This is a genomic window from Allomuricauda sp. NFXS6, assembly GCF_040148835.1.
Taxonomy (GTDB): domain Bacteria; phylum Bacteroidota; class Bacteroidia; order Flavobacteriales; family Flavobacteriaceae; genus Flagellimonas.
Genome location: NZ_JAGEMG010000019.1, coordinates 1 through 19711 on the forward strand (window position 1 = coordinate 1; position 19711 = coordinate 19711).

21 protein-coding genes are annotated in these 19711 nt (G+C 42.1%); 7 read left to right on the forward strand and 14 right to left on the reverse strand.

Annotated features, from left to right (window positions below):
- Window positions 1-319: 319 nt before the first annotated feature.
- Window positions 320-1669 (reverse strand): FAD-dependent oxidoreductase, encoded by a 1350-nt coding sequence (locus tag J4E06_RS18220; RefSeq protein WP_349525422.1) that lies wholly within the window; start codon window positions 1667-1669, stop codon window positions 320-322.
- A 9-nt stretch (window positions 1670-1678) separates the two neighbouring features.
- Here J4E06_RS18220 and J4E06_RS18430 point away from each other — a divergent pair, with 9 nt between their 5' ends.
- Genes J4E06_RS18430 through J4E06_RS18235 form a run of 3 tightly spaced genes read left to right on the forward strand, consistent with a single transcriptional unit; the run spans window position 1679 to window position 4784 of the window.
- Window positions 1679-1960 (forward strand): DUF2256 domain-containing protein, encoded by a 282-nt coding sequence (locus J4E06_RS18430; RefSeq protein WP_502877362.1) that lies wholly within the window; start codon window positions 1679-1681, stop codon window positions 1958-1960.
- Window positions 1950-3248 carry a DASH family cryptochrome gene (locus J4E06_RS18230; protein ID WP_349525424.1) on the forward strand — a complete coding sequence of 433 codons (1299 nt, stop codon included), beginning with the start codon at window positions 1950-1952 and terminating at the stop codon, window positions 3246-3248. Before J4E06_RS18430 ends, J4E06_RS18230 begins: the two co-directional genes overlap by 11 nt.
- 3 nt (window positions 3249-3251) lie before the next feature.
- Entirely contained in the window at window positions 3252-4784 is a 1533-nt protein-coding gene (locus J4E06_RS18235) for a cryptochrome/photolyase family protein (protein WP_349525425.1), read from the forward strand.
- Window positions 4785-4918: 134 nt separating this feature from the next.
- Here the strand turns inward: J4E06_RS18235 and J4E06_RS18240 are convergent, their stop codons facing one another.
- From J4E06_RS18240 to J4E06_RS18255, 4 genes are all read right to left on the reverse strand, one after another.
- Complete coding sequence (locus J4E06_RS18240) at window positions 4919-5467, reverse strand: ClpP family protease (RefSeq protein ID WP_127138456.1); 549 nt, start codon at window positions 5465-5467, stop codon at window positions 4919-4921.
- Between the two features lie 77 nt (window positions 5468-5544).
- Window positions 5545-6372 carry a mechanosensitive ion channel family protein gene (locus J4E06_RS18245; RefSeq protein ID WP_349525426.1) on the reverse strand — a complete coding sequence of 276 codons (828 nt, stop codon included), beginning with the start codon at window positions 6370-6372 and terminating at the stop codon, window positions 5545-5547.
- Window positions 6373-6406: 34 nt separating this feature from the next.
- Entirely contained in the window at window positions 6407-6595 is a 189-nt protein-coding gene (locus tag J4E06_RS18250) for a hypothetical protein (protein ID WP_207071973.1), read from the reverse strand.
- On the reverse strand, window positions 6596-7225 hold the full coding sequence (locus tag J4E06_RS18255; protein ID WP_349525427.1) for an RNA polymerase sigma factor: 630 nt from the start codon (window positions 7223-7225) through the stop codon (window positions 6596-6598).
- Window positions 7226-7311: 86 nt separating this feature from the next.
- On the opposite strand from J4E06_RS18255, the gene J4E06_RS18260 reads away from it, so the two are divergent.
- Both J4E06_RS18260 and J4E06_RS18265 read left to right on the forward strand, forming a co-directional pair.
- Window positions 7312-8001 (forward strand): hypothetical protein, encoded by a 690-nt coding sequence (locus tag J4E06_RS18260; RefSeq protein WP_349525428.1) that lies wholly within the window; start codon window positions 7312-7314, stop codon window positions 7999-8001.
- A 229-nt stretch (window positions 8002-8230) separates the two neighbouring features.
- A complete protein-coding gene (locus J4E06_RS18265; RefSeq protein ID WP_349525429.1) occupies window positions 8231-8623 on the forward strand; it encodes a DUF4174 domain-containing protein in 393 nt (130 codons plus the stop codon).
- A 70-nt stretch (window positions 8624-8693) separates the two neighbouring features.
- Here the strand turns inward: J4E06_RS18265 and J4E06_RS18270 are convergent, their stop codons facing one another.
- Genes J4E06_RS18270 through J4E06_RS18280 form a run of 3 tightly spaced genes read right to left on the reverse strand, consistent with a single transcriptional unit; the run spans window position 8694 to window position 11671 of the window.
- A complete protein-coding gene (locus J4E06_RS18270) occupies window positions 8694-9842 on the reverse strand; it encodes an MFS transporter (RefSeq protein ID WP_349525430.1) in 1149 nt (382 codons plus the stop codon).
- 39 nt (window positions 9843-9881) lie between these two features.
- Entirely contained in the window at window positions 9882-11150 is a 1269-nt protein-coding gene (gene kynU / locus J4E06_RS18275; RefSeq protein ID WP_349525431.1) for a kynureninase, read from the reverse strand.
- 56 nt (window positions 11151-11206) lie between these two features.
- Window positions 11207-11671 (reverse strand): GNAT family N-acetyltransferase, encoded by a 465-nt coding sequence (locus J4E06_RS18280; RefSeq protein WP_349525432.1) that lies wholly within the window; start codon window positions 11669-11671, stop codon window positions 11207-11209.
- 439 nt (window positions 11672-12110) lie between these two features.
- Here J4E06_RS18280 and J4E06_RS18285 point away from each other — a divergent pair, with 439 nt between their 5' ends.
- A complete protein-coding gene (locus J4E06_RS18285) occupies window positions 12111-12752 on the forward strand; it encodes an O-methyltransferase (protein ID WP_349525433.1) in 642 nt (213 codons plus the stop codon).
- Here J4E06_RS18285 and J4E06_RS18290 read toward each other — a convergent pair.
- The 6 genes from J4E06_RS18290 to J4E06_RS18315 form a co-directional block, all read right to left on the reverse strand.
- Entirely contained in the window at window positions 12718-13290 is a 573-nt protein-coding gene (locus J4E06_RS18290; protein WP_349525434.1) for a phosphatase PAP2 family protein, read from the reverse strand. The genes J4E06_RS18285 and J4E06_RS18290 overlap by 35 nt on opposite strands.
- Window positions 13291-13296: 6 nt before the next feature.
- The gene (locus J4E06_RS18295; RefSeq protein WP_349525435.1) at window positions 13297-13572 is read right to left on the reverse strand and encodes a Sec-independent protein translocase subunit TatA/TatB; all 276 of its coding nucleotides are present in this window, start codon (window positions 13570-13572) and stop codon (window positions 13297-13299) included.
- An 83-nt stretch (window positions 13573-13655) separates the two neighbouring features.
- Window positions 13656-15971, reverse strand: coding sequence for a M1 family metallopeptidase (locus J4E06_RS18300; protein ID WP_349525436.1), 2316 nt, complete (start codon window positions 15969-15971; stop codon window positions 13656-13658).
- 61 nt (window positions 15972-16032) lie between these two features.
- Window positions 16033-16551 carry a DUF6702 family protein gene (locus tag J4E06_RS18305; protein ID WP_349525437.1) on the reverse strand — a complete coding sequence of 173 codons (519 nt, stop codon included), beginning with the start codon at window positions 16549-16551 and terminating at the stop codon, window positions 16033-16035.
- Between the two features lie 303 nt (window positions 16552-16854).
- Entirely contained in the window at window positions 16855-17664 is an 810-nt protein-coding gene (locus J4E06_RS18310) for a BamP family beta-assembly machinery protein (RefSeq protein ID WP_349525438.1), read from the reverse strand.
- Window positions 17664-18401 (reverse strand): BamP family beta-assembly machinery protein, encoded by a 738-nt coding sequence (locus tag J4E06_RS18315; RefSeq protein WP_349525439.1) that lies wholly within the window; start codon window positions 18399-18401, stop codon window positions 17664-17666. Before J4E06_RS18315 ends, J4E06_RS18310 begins: the two co-directional genes overlap by 1 nt.
- Window positions 18402-18615: 214 nt before the next feature.
- On the opposite strand from J4E06_RS18315, the gene J4E06_RS18320 reads away from it, so the two are divergent.
- A partial coding sequence (locus J4E06_RS18320; RefSeq protein WP_502877363.1) for a phage tail-like protein occupies window positions 18616-19711 on the forward strand: 1096 nt, incomplete at its 3' end.

Consider the following 19711-nt stretch of genomic DNA (forward strand, 5'->3'; position numbering starts at 1 on the left):
GGTGGAAGAAGGCTCAACTGGTCCTGGTCATTGGTCTTCCATACTACTTTTCGGCTCATAACTAAAGTTACGATCCCTTACAGTTTTAAACAAAAAAAAGAGACTGCCTTTTTAGACAGCCTCTTTTGTTTTATAAAGTTATCATTTCGAAATGAGCAAGGCGATTGAGAAATCTAAAACAGATAATGCTTGATGGGTGCTTAGCAAAGTCGAAGTAGCACGCAATACCTTCAGTCCATTTTCGCTTCGAAACAATTCGTAAATTTCGTGTCAAACAATAGAGATTTTTCGCAATGCTCAAAATGACAAGCTAATGGGCTTATTGGTCAGTTAAGAGTTCCAAGATTTTATTTTCCACTTCTTTAGAATCCCATTTTTCTTCAATATTGGGGAGTTGCATTACTTTTTGCATAATCGCTTCCTGTCGGTCACCAATGGCCAATGCCTCTGCATAGGGCCTATCGGAGAAGGTAACACGGCTATAAACCGGAACCCACTTTTTGGGATGTTGGTTTGCAAAATGCTTTTCAATCTTTTTCTGTAGCAAGAACTTTGGATCCGCGGTTTTACTGCTCATTTCCACAAAGTTTCTATAACTTAGTTCCGCGATGGCATCGGCATTCGGCTTTCGCTCCTCTTGGTATTTGGAAAAAATAGTCTCCCAATCATCACCATGTTTCTCCATTAATTGGTTGAGCACATAAATATCCTCAAAACCTGCATTCATCCCTTGGCCATAAAACGGCACAATTGCGTGGGCAGAATCACCGACCAAAGCTACTTTGTCCCAATAGGTCCAAGGATAACATTTCATGGTCACCATGGCACTGGTCGGATTATTAAAAAAATCTTTGGTCAAATCTTCAATTTCTTTCCGGACATTGGGGAAGTATTTCTTAAAAAACTCCCTCGCCTGATCTTCGGTTTTAATACTTTCAAAAGAAACTTCTCCTTCAAAAGGCAAAAACAAGGTACAGGTAAAACTGCCATCAATATTAGGCATAGCAATGAGCATAAACTCTCCCCTTGGCCAAATGTGAAATGAATTTTTGTCCAACTTATGAGTACCATCTTCATTGGCGGGAATGGTAAGCTCTTTGTAACCTACATCGATAAAATTTTGGGAATAATTGAAACGGCTACGACGTTGCATTTTATGGCGTACTCGAGAAAACGCACCATCACAACCAAAAATCAAATCAAAATCGTACTCCCTCCATGCACTTTTCTCGGCCTCTCCGGTATATATTTTGGCATCGGGCAAATTCACATCCCAGACCTTTTCATTAAATCGAAAAGTAGCCCCTTCCTCTTCTGCAAGATCGATCATACGTTTGTTTAGCATACCTCGCGAAATCGACCAAATAGCTTCGCCATCCTTACCGTACTTCTGAAAATACATAGGTTTATCATTCACGTGCATGGCCCTTTTGTCCAAGGGTATCGCCAAATCCTTGATTCTGTCGCCAATACCTACCGCGTCCAAGGAACGCCACCCCCTATTGCTCATGGCAAGGTTGATGGATCTTCCCGAAAATTTAATGGTCCGTATATCGGGTCTTCTGTCAAAAACGGTAACCTGATGCCCAATTCTTCGAAGATATATTGCCAGTAGGGAGCCCACCAATCCGGAACCGATGATGGCTATGTTTTTTGGAGTCTGTGCCATAAATGCCCAATGGGCTTAATTCTGATTAAAGCGATAAAAATAAGCATTTTGATCGGTAAACTGCTTTGTTTCGTAGCTTTCACGCGACCTGATTTATTTTTGTTTAATTTTTTATTATTTTTATTAAACAATAATTTTAGGTTGACGCACAAAAAACCACATCTACCCACAAAAACATGCCCAATATGCGAACGCCCCTTTACGTGGCGAAAGAAATGGGCCAAAGATTGGGACCAAGTAATTTATTGTAGCGATCGGTGCAGAAAAAACAAAAACAAGTATGGAGACTAGCCTCATTTGGTTCGGGAATAATCTAAGGGTACATGACAACGAAGCTTTACACTCAGCGGCAAAGTCCGATAAAATCATTGCCGTATATTTTTTTGACCCGAGACATTTTCAAATCAATTCCTTTGGTTTCAAGAAAACAGAACGTTTTAGAGGCAAGTTTCTGTTGGAGACGGTGCATCAACTTAAAAAGAATTTGGAGCAGCTGAACATCACCTTGCTCATTTATCAGGATAAACCCGAGGATATCATTCCGGAGTTGGTGAAACAGTTCAACATTGACCATATTTTTCTTCAAAATGAATGGACTTCCGAGGAAAACCATGTGATACAAGAAGTGCAAAAGCGCGTTTCTGAAACGGTTGCTATCCACAAAACCTTTGACCAGTTCCTTTTTCATCCAGAAGACGTTCCTTTTGATTCCTATGATCAAATTCCACAGGTGTTTACAGTCTTCCGCAAAAAATGTGAGAAGCATACCCTAGTGAAGCCTTGTTTTGACGTTCCCCCTCCACAACCGCCTGACAATCTTGTGGAGTCCACCACCGAAATGCCAACTTTGGGAACACTGGGCTTTTCCCAATTTGAAACCGACCCTAGGTCAGCATTTCCTTTTGGAGGAGGTGAGAACAGTGCATTGCAACGTTTGCAGCATTATTTTTGGGATTCGAAGAAGCTTGCTTACTATAAAAAGACCAGAAATGGCCTGGTGGGCACCGATTACAGCTCCAAACTATCTCCGTGGCTGGCCAACGGAAGTATTTCGGCTCGTACCATTTATTGGGAAGTGAAGCGTTTTGAAAAAGAAATCAAAAAAAATCAGGATACCTATTGGTTGGTCTTTGAACTGATATGGCGGGATTACTTCAAATATGTATCGCTAAAGCACGGCAACAACATCTTTAAAATCGATGGCATCCTTGAAAAGGAATACGATTGGCACTCCAGAGAAACCACCAAAAAGGATTGGATCAATGGCCAAACAGATGATGATTTTGTAAATGCCAATATGATCGAACTTAAACAAACCGGTTGGATGAGCAACCGTGGCCGACAGAACGTGGCCAGTTATTGGTCCAAACACCTACAACAGGATTGGCGTATAGGCGCCTCCTATTTTGAAGCTATGCTCCTTGACTACGATGTTCACAGCAATTGGGGCAATTGGATGTACAACAGCGGAGTGGGCAACGACCCCAGAAATAGAACTTTTAACACCCAAAGGCAGGCGGAACGATACGACCCCAACAAAAATTTCCAGAACCTTTGGTTGCAACCCACTTTATTTTAACACATGAAAACGCTTAGACTTATCCTTGGCGATCAGCTCAACCTTTCCCATAGCTGGTTCAACCAAGTAAATGATGACCAACTATATTTGATGGCCGAAATGCGCCAAGAAACCGATTATGTAAAGCATCACGTACAAAAAGTGGTTGGTTTTTTTAGTTCGATGCGGAATTTTGCAAACACTTTAGAAGATAGAGGATACAATATCCTGTACTTTAAAATTGGTGATAGAAACAATCCACAGAACCTGCCGGACCTCATCAAAACAACTATTTCGGAAAATAACATTGAAAAGTTTGAATACCAATTGCCCGACGAATACCGACTGGACGTACAGCTCAAAGAAATAGGTGAATCGATATCTATTCCTACAGAGGTATTTGATACAGAACACTTTTACACCAGCAGAGATGAACTGAAAAACCACTTTAAAGGGAAAAAACAATTGTTGATGGAAAGCTTCTATCGGATGATGCGGAAGAAGCACCACATTTTGATGAACAACGATCAGCCGGAGGGTGGTAATTGGAACTTTGACCATAGCAACCGTAAAAAATGGGATGGTTCCCCCAATATTCCAAAGGAACTTTCCTTCAATAAAGATGTAAGTGAGCTATTGGAAGAAATCAAAAAGGCAGAGTTAAACACTTTTGGGAATATTGATGCAGAAAACTTCCCTTGGCCCACAACATACGAAGAGTGCAAAAGACTGTTGGAATTTTTCTGTTCCGATTTGTTGAAACATTTTGGAGATTACCAAGATGCTTTGCATACCGATGAAAAATATCTGTTCCATTCCCGTTTGTCCTTTGCGATGAACAGCAAAATGTTATCCCCACAAGAGGTTATTGTTACCGTGGTGGATTATTATTACGAACACAAAAATCAAATCCATATTTCACAAGTGGAGGGATTCATTCGACAGATATTGGGGTGGCGCGAATATATGCGAGGCGTGTATTGGAAAGAAATGCCAGCATACGCCAAAATGAACAAATTGGAGAACCACAATCCCCTGCCCGACTTCTTTTGGACAGGCAAAATAAAAATGAACTGCCTGCACAAAGCCATTGGCCAAAGTTTAGATGATGCCTACGCACACCACATTCAACGCTTGATGGTGATTGGCAATTATGCCTTACTAACTCAAGTACACCCTGACGAAGTGGATGCTTGGTATTTGGGCGTATATATGGATGCCATTGAATGGGTAGAAATCACCAACACCCGCGGGATGAGTCAATTTGCTGACGGAGGCCTCGTGGCCACCAAACCGTATGTGAGCAGCGCTAATTATATCAATAAAATGGGCAATTATTGTAAGGAATGTTCCTATAGTCATACTGTTAAGTCGGGAGAAAATTCCTGTCCGTTCAATGCGCTTTACTGGAACTTTTTGGAGGAAAAGAAAGCGCATTTTAAGAACAATCAACGGATGTCGATGATGTTGAGTTTATTGGAGAAAAAAAGCAAGGAAGAATTAAACGAATTGCAAGAGCGGGCCCGCAACATAATAGCACAGCCCGATCAATTTTGACTTTAACAATCCTTTAATATCTGGCAGCGCCTTTCTTGCCGTATATATTTTAGAATATTCCGCTACGGCGTCTATATATAAAAAGTCCTTCACAATACGTTGCGAAGGACTTTTCACTTTTACGAAGTCTTATCCTATTTCAAGATTTCATCCACAATACCGTATTCCACCGATTCTTCGGCACTCATCCAGTAGTCACGATCAAAGTCCTTCATCACCTTATCGTAGTCCTGACCACAATTTTCAGATAAGATTTTTGCACCCAATTCCTTGGTCTTGATAATTTCCCTGGCCTGGATTTCAATATTGGAAGCCTGTCCCCTTGCTCCACCGCTTGGCTGGTGAATCATGACACGGGCGTGCGGTTGTATAAACCGTCTGCCCTTTTCCCCTACGGATAAAAGAATAGAGCCCATAGAGGCCGCCAATCCAGAACATACCGTGGATACCGGGCTTTTTATTTGTTTAATGGTATCGTAAATAGCAAAACCGGAAGTTACGTACCCGCCTGGACTATTGATAATCAATTGAATCTCTTTATTGTTCAACATATCCAAATACAGCAACCTGTCGATTACGTGTTTCGCAGAATCATCATCTACTTGCCCCCACAAAAATACTTTGCGGTCTTCTAACAGTTTCTCTTGGATCAATTCCTGAACTTTTCCTTTTTTTGAACTCATTTTTTTACGTGTTGTAAGACTTCAAAAATAATCAAATTCCAAGGAAGTTTCTGCACTTGTTTTTCACAATACCTGGATTATGATTTTATCTGCACTTTTTGGGACACTACATCCTTGATCGGAATTACAAATCTACCCTCTTGTGTTTCCAAAGTAAGACTATTGTTATCGATGGCTTTAATGATTCCTTCGTCTTCTCCAATAACTATGGCATCGCCCACCACATAGGTTTTTCGGGTGTAGAAAGATCGGAGCAGATCAGCAATAATTTCCCTGGACCCCAATCCAACCCCTAAAGCAAATGCCAAAAGGAACGATCCCAAGATCAAGGTAATGTTGTTGGTAATGATGGTCGTGTCTACCCCGGCTTGGTTGAGTGCAGTGATGGACATGAAGATGACGATTACATAAAAAAACAGGTTGCTCACAATATTGGACCCTCCAAATTCGAGGGAATCGAACAATCGCTTTATGGTCTTCTTTGCAAAGTTCCCGATGTAGAATCCCAACATCAAAAGGAGAAGGGCACTAAAGAACCGTGGAAGATAATGCAAGAGGTTACCGATTTCTTGGGATATTATCTTCCAATCCAAAATATCGGCCGCCACGATCAAAAAGACCAAAATCAAAAACCATCGAACAAAGCCCAATACTATTTTGGTGAGGTCTATTTTAAGGTCACCTTTGCCCGCTACATCCATGCCATTGATTTTATCGTTGAGCACATCGATTTTGGCCAGTTTCAGGATTTTCTTTAAAAGAAAGCGTACGATTTTAATGACGATCCAACCCAAAAATAAAATCACGATTGCCCCCAAAATCTTGGGAAAAGCCAATGCTATCTCTTTGCCCATGCCAGCTAGGGAATCAAGGGTCACATTCTTCCATTCATTAATAGTCTCCATAGTTGTTGTTTATTTATAGTGTTCTGTTTGTTTATTAGTTTTCGCCCAAGGTTCGGAACAATTTGCGCAAAGCACCTCCCAAATTAATGGAGAACAATGAAGCCATGTCCATGATCAACTTTGCCGCAGCAATGTCATTCATCACTTTTTGCTTCATTTCGGGCGGAGCCTCGTGCAGGGAGGCCTCCAGCTCTTTAAATGGGTTTTTGTGTTTCTTTGCCATCTATTCCAGGGTATTATAGATTTCCAATAGTCGTTCCTTAGCTCTTTTGAGCCTCATCTTCACCGCGCTCTCCCCTATGTCCATTAAACTGACCAGTTCTTTTATGCTGGCGCCATCTTGATATTTCAATAATAAAATGGACTTGTCCTCTACCGAAATGATTTCCAGACATTTTTTTAGTTTGTCCGCCTTCATTTCAAATAAGCTCTCATCGGGCACTTCTTCGGTAAGCTTGTGTTCGGACGTTTCAACTTGTACGGATTGGTCCCGTATTTTCCGTTGTTTGTTCCGATTCACGTAGTTCACACAAAAATTATAAGTAAAAGAGTATAGCCAAGTAGAAAACTTCGATTTCCCCTTAAAGGTTCGAAGCTTGATAAAAAGTTGAAGGAACACATCCTGTGTCAAATCCTCTGCCTCATCCGCAGATTTTGCGAATCCGTAGCATTTGTTGTACACCAATTTCGCGTAGCGGTCGTACAACTTACCAAAAAGCATAGGGTCGTTGTCCGCCACAATCTGTTTCACTAATTCCTCATCAGAAAGATGTACGTGTAGGTCTTCCTTTTCCAAAAACGCTTTGTCGGGGTTACTTATTAGTATTAGAAACAGGTTTTTAAAAAAAGTCACTCCAGAAACAGATTTATTTGTTCAGGCTTTTTAAAATGGGGCGCAAATTAACAGATTTTCCTAGTATATTTGGTTAAAAACCAGATATGAAGACCTCTTACATCGTTGGACTGTTCGCCTTATTATTGATTTCCGCTTGCAAAACAGATTCCAAAAAGTCCGAAGAAACTACTGAAACCACCGAAGCTGAAAAAACCGTTCCCGAACGTATTGCGGAAGCACACGGTTTTGAAAACTGGAAGGATGTTGAGAAAATCACTTTTACCTTTAATGTAGATAGGGATTCCATGCATTTTGAACGCAAGTGGGACTGGAGGCCAAAAACAAATATGGTCACTTCTATTTCTGGTGCCGACACCTTGACGTATGATCGTGCAGACATGGACAGCATTGCCCTAAAGACCAATGGCGGCTTTATCAACGATAGATATTGGTTGATGGCTCCTTTTAATTTGATGTGGGACGCCAACAACTATACCTACGAGCACACAGTAGAGGCCACTGCACCCATTAGTGAAGAGCCGATGCAAAAACTCACCATTGTGTATGCCAACGAAGGCGGTTACACTCCCGGCGATGCCTACGACTTCTATTTTAAAGATGATTACATTGTTCGAGAATGGGCCTATCGTAAATCTAACCAAGAAGAGCCTAACTTGGTTTCCACTTGGGAAGATTATGTGAATGTGGAAGGGTTACAGCTGGCCAAACAGCATAACCGCCCCGATGGTGGCATGAGCCTCTACTTTACAGGACTTTCGGTGAATAAGGAATAGAATGCTGGTTGATTTTTGGGTTGAAAGAGCTAAAAAAGATATTTTCAAGATTCCCCCTTACATAACTAAAGGCTATTGCCTTATATAGATAGCATCCTAATTTAGGTGGTATAGCGGTGTAGAATTCTTGGTTATAAACGAGTTGGCAGCAAATACGATACTATAAAAGATTACAATGAATAACTCCTTACTAATCAAAGTTATCCTACTAATAACTAGTTTTTCATTTATGAACACTTATGGACAAGATTTAGAAAAACATAAATGGACGAATAGAGTTCTAATCGTTAAAACAGTAGATGCAGAATCAAATAAATATCAAGAACAAATAAAAGAGTTTACAAATTCGCCTGAGGAACTCATTGATAGAAAATTGATACTTTATAAAATAGTCAATAACGATTTTACATTAACAAATTATAAAAACAGTGCGTTCAATTCTTCTGGAAAGATTTCAGGAAAACTAGCCGAAAATATTTTGGATGCTAAAGAAAATTTTGAAGTTATTTTAATTGGACTGGATGGAGGAATAAAAATTCAGCAAACCAAAATCTTGACAAAAGAACATCTTTTTAATACCATCGATGCAATGCCAATGAGACAAAACGAAATGAAAAATTAAAAATTCTCAGCTTAAATCCTACATCGAAATCATATTCGATACCACTACAAAAACAATCATCAAAAACACCTCACCTCCCCCTCCTACCCAAGAAAAACGTAATCCCCAAAACCATAAGGGCCAAGCACAACAATAATATAAAACTATAGTTGAGCGAAGCACTTTCGGCAATAAACCCAAGAATTACAGGGCCCAGCAAAAAACCGATATACCCCGAACCGGCGATAAAAGCCACCCCTTGGGAGGAATCCACCCCTTTTACATTACCACCAATTCGGAACAATTCGGGAACAATTACAGAAAATCCTAGGCCATTAAGGGCAAACCCAATAATGGACCAAGTAGTGTTTTGTGTTAGCACCAAAAGAAAACCAATCGCAGCGATAAAAGCACCCAGCCCCACTATTTTAATGGGACCTATTTTTGCACTGATGCCATCCCCCAAAAATCGTCCCAACGTCATCGTAGTGGAAAATGCCAAAAACCCGGTCCCAATGAGCAGTTCGGGCGCCCTGGTCATTTCTTTAAGGTAGAGCGCACTCCAATCAATAATGGCACCTTCGCTTCCAAAGGAGACAAATCCGATAATGCCCAAAAGCAATAAAGGTTTAAATAGTTTTAGGCTAAAAGGTTCCTTTTCCACAGGTGCCGCCACTACATCGATATAATGTTTTTTTAGAAAAAAATTGATAGCAAACACCAAAACCACGGTAATCCCCATGTGCAGCACAGGGTTTCCTATCACGGGAATCAGAAAGCTGCCCAGTCCCACCAAAATACCGCCCAAACTAAAAAAGCCGTGGGCAGCGGACATAAAGTTTTGTTTATCTTCCTTTTCAATCTCTGTGACCAAGGTGTTTATGGCGATATCGATAAAACCGTTGCTGGCTCCGAAAAGATACAGGGCAGCCATCAACAAATAATAATTGGGCGCCATAAGCGGCAACATGGCAGTCACCGAGGCAAATATAACCCCATACCACGAGGCCCTGCCCACCCCAAGTTTATTGATAATCTTGGAAGCTACGGGAAAAATGGTAAAAACCCCAAGGGACAAACAAAATAGGGCTATGCCCAAATCAGCCTTATCTATACCTAATTTATCCTTTACGGTAGGGATATAAATGGCCCAAGTACCAAACCAAATATTGATACTGGTAAAAACCCAGGCCACCCCAAAATACCTTGGATTGGACAGAATGAGCCATAAGGATTTCATATAATGGTCGGGTTTGGTCGGTTCATTTTGTGTTTGTGCTTATTTGCCCTGAATTCCTGCTTTTAATATCTGTCCAAAACGGTACATATCCTCAAACGAACAATACAAGGGCGCAGGGGCCAATCGAATAACGTTCGGTTCTCTCCAATCGGTAATGACACCGTTTTTCATTAAATAATCGAAGATGGATTTCCCTTCCCCATGCAAAAACACGGAAAGCTGGCAACCTCTGGCCTCAGGAGTAATGATTTCGAAGGTGCTGTCCACTTCCTTGTCGATTTCACGAAGCACAAATTCCAGATAGTCGACAATCGTTTTTTGTTTTTTGATAAGCGCATCCATACCCACCTCATCAAATATTTCCAAAGAGGCCAAATAGGGTGCAATGGAAAGTATGGGCGGATTGCTCAACTGCCATGCATCGGCTGTTTCAATAGGGTCGAACTCTGGTTTCATTAAAAAACGGGTTTCCTTTTTGGTACCCCACCATCCTTCAAAACGGGGGATATCTTCCTTTCCCAAATGTCTTTCATGGATAAAGATGCCCGATGCGTTCCCAGGGCCGCTGTTCATGTATTTGTAACTGCACCAAGCCGCGAAATCGGCACCCCAATCGTGCAGATTCAGTTTGATGTTTCCTACCCCGTGGGCCAAATCCCAGCCTACAAAAGCACCTACATCTTTTCCTGCTTTGGTGATGGCCTTCATATCCAGCACTTGACCGTTGTAATAGTTCACCCCGCCCATCAACACCAAGGCCAGCTCGTCACCCGTTTCATTGATTTTTTGTACGATGTCCTCCGTGCGCCATGCATGCTCTCCTTCCCGCTTTTTTACCTCAACAATGGCGTCTTTCGGGTCCAATCCATGATAGCGCACCTGACTTTGCAACATATATTGATCGGATGGAAATGCTTTTTCCTCGCATATAATTTTGAAGCGTTTATCGGTGGGTCGGTAAAAGGATACCATCAACAAATGAAGGTTGACCGTAAGTGTGTTCATCACCGAAATTTCTTCAGGTTTGGCACCTACCACTTTGCCCAGGCCCCCTGCAAGTCTCTCATGATAATCCCACCAAGGTTTATCGGCATAAAAATGGCCTTCCACGGCCAGTTCCCGCCAATCTTTCATAACATCGTCCACAAATTTTTGTGTGCGTTTGGGTTGAAGCCCCAAGGAATTTCCCGTAAAATAGATCACGTCCTTTCCATTGACCTGTGGATAGTGAAATTCTTTTCTATAGGGGGCAAGGGAATCAGCTGCATCCAGCTTTTTGGCAAATTCGAGTGTATTTTGGAACGTCATTCGCTTTGGTTTGCCTCAAAAATACGATTTGTACAAGTAATTAAAGGAAAAGAAAGCTACTCCAATCGCATTTCGATGATATGTTTTTTAAAACCTACTTTCTCATACGCTTTGATGGCCGGAAGGTTTTCGTTATAAACCGTCAACCTGATTTCTTTAAAGCCTTTTTGATTCGACCAATTTTTGAGTTCTTCCACGATCATGGCATTGATTCCCATACCGCGATAATTCTCATCGGTGTACATAAATCCAAGATAGGCATAAAACTCATGATCCAAATAATGCCTGGCCTTTTTGGCAATGGCATAGCCAGAGGCTACTATCTTATTTTCAACCTCTGCCACTACAACTTGTGCTTTAGGGTCTTGGATCATCTCGCCAATATCGTAATAACTAATGGGTTCTTCTTTTATGGTAACATCAAAAGGTCGTTCGGCCTTTATGATCTCCTGTTCAAAATTCAGCAGCACGGAAAGGTCGTCCATTGTTGCCGTTCGTATGTTTACCTTTGGTAACGTCATGAAAAGTTTTTGTTTACTGATTCCCCGTAATCAATCATAAGATGTTGTCTCCTCGAGCGCAGTCGAGAGGTTGTTTCAACCTAACATCTTAAAATGAGGTCTCGACTGCGCTCGACCTGACAATGATATTGTCTATTTGATTGATTAGGGATATTCAAATTTTGTTTTCATCGGTTTGTTGTGAGATTAGCCGGATTTTACAAAAACCGTCAATTCGAGTGAAATCCTGCAAAGGATTTTATATAGAGAATAGGTTTTTGAGGCTAAAATTCAGTTCTCGAAACAATTTTCTTTGGTTTCGACTTTAGTTTATCCTGAGCATAGTCGAAGGGTTCAACACCAAAAAAATTTCAAACTGACGAATTTAATATCAAAACACAACAGTTTTTAAACCTTGTTCCAATGTAGTTCTTTTCTATATTTTTGCGAAAAATATATCATGCATTTCCTATCGCCCATTTTGGAGAGTTACATTGCCAACAGTTCGCAGGACGAACCTGAATTGTTGCAGGAACTTACCCGTGAAACCCATTTAAAAGTGATTCAGCCCAGAATGATCACAGGACATTTTCAGGGCAGGGTATTGAGTATGTTGTCCAAAATCATCAATCCAAAATATATTTTGGAAATAGGCACCTACACGGGTTATTCGGCCTTGTGTTTGGCCGAGGGGCTTCAAAAAGAAGGCGAACTGCATACCATTGAGGTGAACGAAGAGCTGCAAGAAATACAATGCAAATATTTTGACAAAAGTGGATTTGGGTCTCGAATCAAGCAACACATTGGAGATGCTTTGGAAATTGTTCCCAGCTTAAACCAGACGTTTGACCTTGTTTTTATCGATGCGCAAAAGGTAAACTACGATGCGTATTTTGAAACGGTGATCAAAAAAACAAAACCGGGCAGCGTGATACTATCGGACAATGTACTGTGGTCCGGGAAGGTAGTGGAACCATTGCAAAAATCGGACAAGGCGACGGCTGCGCTCCTGGAGTACAATCAAAAGTTAAAAGAAGACCCTCGGGTAGAAACAGTTTTGTTGCCCATTAGGGACGGACTGACCTTGAGTCGGGTGCTATAAAACGTTGGTAAAGCCGAAAGAATAAAACTCCACTCAATGCACCCACTATGGTGCCCACCAAAATATCAAAAGGATAATGTACTCCCACATAGATACGGCTCAACGTAAACACCACGGGCCAAATAAAAAATAATATAGCCCATTTCGCTTTTTTTCTCAGAAACAGAACTATTAAGGTGGTTATGGAAAACGAACTGGAGGCATGACCCGAGAAAAAGCTATAGTCCGTTGGGCTCTTAAGAATACGGATCAGGGTGTTTATTTCTTCAGTATTGTTGGGTCTTAACCTTGCTACCGAAATCTTTGTAATATGTGTAATCAGGGTAATAAAAACAGCCAAGCCCAAAACAGTAAAGAACATGTAGAGCGCTTCTTTTTTGGGGAATTTGAGGAAAAACAATATCAAAAACAGAATAAAAAGAGGTATCCAAGTGGAGATATTGGTGACCGTGGACCAAAATATGTCGTATTCCTCTATGCCCAAACCATTGAGATAAACAAAAGTGTCCCTATCCCATTTGAGCAACTTTTCCAACATAGGAATCTATTTCTTGTTGAGGTCTCGTTTGATGGAGCCGGAAACTTCGTTCACGTTCTTTTTTACATCATCGATTTCTTTACGGATATTTTTGGTAAAGTCCGTATCCACATCGGTACTCTTTTGGATTTCACGTTTAATATCGTCCGTGGCGTCCTTGAGTTGACGCATTCCTTTACCCAGCCCTCTGGCTATTCCAGGAATCTTATCCGCACCGAACACCATCACCACTATAAATAGGATGAAAAAAATCTCGGCTCCGCTTATGAATAGAAATTGCATGGCACAAATATAATCAGAAGTTGGGTTCAAAATAAAAAAAGCCCCGTGAAATCACGAGGCTCTTAACATAGTTTTTTCTTTTACTATTTTCCTTTGATATTTTCCTTGAACTGATCAAAGTCAGACTTCTCGTCTTTCTTGGGCCAAGAGTTGTTGGTGGTATCAATATCGGCAGTTTCCAATTTTGGATCTACCACGATGCCTACCAATTCTTTCTCGGTCGCCATCACTCGCTTTACCTCGGCATCGTTCTTTCTCCAGATTTCCGGAGGATAGGTAACGTTCTCGGTAGTTCCATCGGCATAGGTGTACTCCACGATCAATGGCATTGGAATACCTCCAGGCTTGTCAAAAGTGATTTCGTAAAAATACTTTGGCTCTTTGACCTGGGCCCTTTCGGCCTCGGACATATTGTCCATCATAAACTCCTTAAGGTTCTGGGAAGTCTCTGTTGGAGATTTGCCCTTGAGCTCTGGTTCAAAGTCTTCACTGTCCTCTTCGGCCAAGTATACCAATGGTGGAAGGTCGGCCTCGGTAAGGTTCCTATCGGCCATATATTTTTCCATTTCCTTGGTAGGCTTGTTGGACACATAGTATTTTTTGACTCCTGAGACGCCGATATCAACATAATCGGTAGTATAGAACCATCCTCTCCAATACCAATCCAAATCCACTGCGGAAGCATCCTCCATGGTACGGAAGAAATCCTCTGGGGTCGGGTGTTTGAACATCCAACGTTGTGCATAGGTCTTGAAAGCATGGTCGAACAATTCCTCTCCCATTACAGTCTCCCTAAGGATGTTAAGTGCCGTAGCTGGTTTCGCATAAGCGTTTGGCCCTAGCTGATACACATTTTCCGGATTGGACATGATCGGTGAAATATAGCTTTGATCACCTGCCATATAAGGAACAATTTTGGCCGGATCACCTCTTCTTGAAGGGTACTTTTCGTTTGGCGCGATGACATCTGGATTGTTCTCTCCAAATTCTTGCTCTGCCAAATATTGCATAAAGGTATCCAAACCTTCGTCCATCCATCCCCACTGACGCTCATCGGAGTTGACGATCATTGGGAAGAAGTTGTGACCTACTTCGTGGATGATCACACTGATCATTCCGTATTTGACCCTATCGGAATATGTCCCATCCTCGTTTGGACGTCCGTAGTTCCAGCAGATCATTGGGTATTCCATACCTTGGTTCTTCGCATGCACGGAGATGGCTTTGTGGTAAGGGTAATCAAAGGTGTGCTTTGAATAGGTTACCAAGGTTTGTGCAACCGCTTTGGTAGATTGCTCTTCCCAAAGTGGGTTTCCTTCTTTTGGATAAAGCGATACCGCCATTACATCTTTGCTGCCTATTTTAACGGCTTGCATGTCCCAGATAAATTTTCTGGATGTTGCAAATCCGTAATCCCTAACGTTAGTTGCCTTGAACTTCCAAGTTTTGGTATCGGTAGCAAAACCTTTTTCGGCAGCTTCCGCTTCTTCTTGGGTTACAATAAGCACTGGCTTATCGTACGACTTTTTGGCTTGCTTGTAGCGCTTCATCATTTCTTTGGAGAAAACCTCATCACGGTTTTGAAGCTCTCCTGTAGCATCCAAAACGTGGTCTGCAGGAACGGTAATGCTCACATCATAGTTACCAAATGGCAATGCAAACTCTCCGCTTCCCCAGAACTGATGGTTTTGCCAACCTTCCACATCACTGTAAACAGCCATTCTTGGGAAGAACTGTGCAATTACGTAGGCTCGGTTTCCATCTTTTGGAAAGTACTCGAAGCCCGAACGTGCCCTGTTTACGGTATGGTCGGGAATATTGTACCACCACTTAATGGAGAACGAAATCTTTTCCCCACTTTTTAGTGCTTCTGGAATATTGATACGCATCATGGTCTGGTTGATGGTGTAGGACAACGGTTTTCCACTTTCATCCGTTACCGACATAATATTAAAACCACCATCAAAAGGCTCATTGATGTATGTTTCGGCAAAGTTGCCTGCAGTATAGGCTATGTTTACGCCATTTCCGTTGCGGAGTGGCGATTTTGAATCCTTCGCACGTACATTCTGATCTAGCTGTACCCAAAGAAATTCCAAATCGTCCGGGGAATTGTTGTGATAGGTAATGGTTTCCTCTCCGTTGATTTTGGCATTTTTATCATCCAGCTGAATGTCCATGACATAATCTGCCTGCTGCTGATAATAATCGGGACCGGGCGCACCTGAGGCGGACCGGTATGTATTTGGAGTTGAAAACTCCTCGTACAATTGTTTAAATTTACTTTGGTTGTAATGTCCGGGCTCCCGTTCTTCTTTAACGTCTCCCTCTTCTTGCGCCATGACCACGGCTCCAAAAAGGAACAACACGGAAGCGAAGCAATACTTGAATCTGTTCATTTTTATATCTGATTTTATAGCGGTGAAAAATAACATATTTTAACCAATTGTTAAGAATACGTCATAAGTTTAACATTCCTTTATTGTTCTCACGAATCAGTACAAAACTTTTTTTATTGCCTTTCCACTTCACATGGACCACGTTTTTCTGTTCGTCGAACAAATCCGTGAGCACTTCGTTCTGTACGGACATTTGTTTTACTTCGGATAAATCTACATTGGGGATTTCGAGGTAGCAGATGACCACATCGTTATCATACCGTTTGCCCAAAAAATTATAGGCAACAATTTCGCCGTCCATTTCCACCACAAACTTGGTCCTAAAGTATTTCTCGATATATTCTTCAGCTATTTTTGATTCGTTGGGTGTGGCCAGCTTGGCTTCCACGCCATACCGTTCCTTGAGCAGTTTGTCGAGGTCATCTATAAAAACCCGACTAGTGATCTGAAAAGCGCTATCCTCCTCCGAATAAACTATGTTGGTGACGCTTACGTAAAATTTATGGGCGGATGAGAAAGACAAGAACAACAATAGTACCAAAGGTAAAACCATCGTTCTTGCTTTTATCAATTTCATCATATGTTATAAGACTTTAAATGGTGCAACAATGTTACAGTTTTAGATAACTTTCTGCAATTTACCTGCCAAACTAATTTTAAAACATTTCGACTGCGCTCAATGTGACAAGTTCAAATTCAAACATCAAATTCCAAAAAATCAAAAACAGTAGTTATTGCAGACTGCCTACTGACATCAAACATCAGACTCCGAACTCCTAACTCCTAACTCCAGACTCAGAACTCCTAACTCTTAACTCCTGACTCCTGACTCCTGACTCCTGACTCCTGACTCCTGACTCCTGACACCTGACACCTAAAAAAATCAATCCAAATCGTTGTTGGCGCGATAGGCCCTGCTTTTCTCCAACATCATATCCCATATCCTCAATTTATCCTGCGATTGTATGGCTGACTGAAACTTTTCATCCACCTCACAGAAGTACATAAAATCATCAATTTTTTCCATAGGAATCTTAAGCGTGGTCACAAAAAGAGAGTCCGCATAAAAACCTTGCACCTGTTGTGTTTGGGCATAAGTTTTATCCACTTTCACTCGGTTCTTCAACATTTTGGTGCGTCCGGTAATTGCATTGATAACAGGGTTAAGGGAAAGCGCACCGCCTGCACCACCATAACCACCTCCACCGCTTACACGCATGGCCGAGGCCTCCTGTAATTTTCTTTCGCTCTGTGTCGGTAAGCGCTTATGGGCATTGGGCAAGTTCAAGGCTTCTGCGCTCACGTCTTTTTCCAGTGTTACCCGATCAACATCGCGGGTAAGGTCTCCCGTTAAATTATATGGCGTAACCACCACTTCCCTTAATTGGTTCACAAATTCCTGCATGGGCACTTCAACAAAGTTGGATCGGTACAGGGTTTCGGTAACCGGCAAGGATTTCTTCAAAAAATGGACCGCAGAGAACACCAAAGTATCGTTAACACGGACATTAATGGCAAAATCCCCTTCAAAATTAGTGATCACAGCATCTTTGGTGGTGATATTCTGAACCACTACGCCCACCACATCCTTGTCCGTACTGGTAACCCTTCCTTGCAAAACTTTGCCATCACCTTCTTGGGAAAAACCCCAATGGGCGACCAAACAAACCAATACAAGAAAGAATCCCTTCATTACTCTTCCAAAGTTGCCAAATAGTCCTTGCTCTGGGTCACCAGAAAATCGATCAGTTGAAACTCGTTTTCTTTTCGGAGCAGGGTTTGGGAAGGTATTTTATCGTCACAATACAAGAGAAAGGCATCGATTTTATCCTGTGGCAAGCGTAGGTCCACCACAAAAAACTCATCGTCGTACACATGTCGGAGCACTTCGCTCACTTTAAGCGGGGCTCTTTGCTGGCCGTTAGCCTCCTGTGATCGGAACAAAGCCTTGAAAATGTTCACAAAGTTGAGTCCATCCTTCATGCCTCGTGTTATCTGCGAGTTGGCTACGTTTTCCACCTCGGTCCCTCGGTCAATGCCGTAATCGAACTCCTTAAAATCTTCGTTCTTTACCTGAAGGAAACGTTCTTGGTTTTCGGGGGTCACCACCACTTCGTCCAATTCCTGCACTTTTTCATCCACCTCGACCACCAAGCGGTTGTTGGCCAATATTTCGGGGGTGATCTCTATAATTTCCAGTTGATAATTGATCGCCGTAAAAACCAGCTGATCTCCTTCCTTGACCGGTATAATAAACTCTCCGTTATCGTTGGTGATGGTGGCTTGGCCACTGGTAGAGTTGATAACGTTCTCGTTGGCCACATTGGAGCTTCTGTAAAGCACTTTACCCCTTAACATCTCACGGGAATCCTGCGCCAAGGACCAGCCCGAAATCAATAAAGAGAACAATATCAAAAAAGTATTTTTCATTTGTTGGTGTTTAATATAAGTTAAAGAAAACCCTTGAAGGCGATAAAAAAAATTAAGACGTTCTAAACTTTTGTTAATTCTATGTCCGACAAATAAATCACGGCCAATTCCGTTCAACCGTGAATTTCGTGTTTTGACGGTATTTATTAAAGATATTAAAACATAAGTTTAGATTTGTTTTTTACGTTTGGAAAATCCTCAAATAACAAACACTGTGAAAACTTCAATTGTCTACTTGATCATAGGCCTACTACTGATCAATTCGCTAAAGGCGCAGGTAAAAATCGGTAACAACCCACAGAACCTGCACCCAGCTTCGGTACTCGAACTGGAAAGTCCCACCCGCGTTTTGGTGATCACCCGGGTAACCGACGCCCAAATGAGCGTGATCAACCCTTTGCCCGGCGCCATGGTGTACAATACCGATCAAGATTGTTTGCATTATTACAACGGTACGCAGTGGATCAATATTTGTGAAGCGCTGGACAACTCCTTTACCGTAAGTACAAGACCGGATTACTTCAGCACCATCAATCCTGCACAATCAAAAGATAGTACGGTTGTCATCTCCCAAACCGAGAATCCAGATGGCAGCATCAATTACAATTATGAGGTAGGACTCATCCGGGGAGCCAATATCGTGAACACTACCATAAATGGCGACTCCAAGATACAAGCCGAATCCATTACCACGCAGCTTTTGGCACCCAGATCGGTGACCATTGGCAAATTTGCCGATGCACAGGGCGGGGCTGCCGGGGATATTTTCCAATGGAACGGAAGCCAATGGACCTTGGTGAACGAATCCGTTTTGGGGATTACGGAAAAAGACAGTATTGTGGGGAATGAGGTGGTAGGCCCTACCGATGCCACACTACTTTTAGATGGTGATGGAAGCGAGGCGGCACCTTATACTCTTGATGTTTCCGAGGGAGGAATTGATACTGCTGAATTGGCAGATGATGCAGTGACCAATGAAAAAATAAACGCAAATGTTGCTGGAACAGGACTAGTACAAACAGCCGATGGATCTTTGGCAGTTGACAACACCAACATAGCGCCGGACTGGACATCAATAACCAGCATTCCCGCAGGATTTTCGGACGACATCGATGACGATACACAGTTGACAGATGCCCAAGTCGCCACGGCAGTGAACAACGAGTTCCCGAACCTCGACACGGATGCCACTGACGATTTCTCAGGCGATTTCGGAGACTTGGCCAACGTGCCTGCCAACCTTGATACGGACAGTACGGATGACTTTGACGGACAATGGAGCAGCCTTACCGGCGTTCCCGTTGACTTTG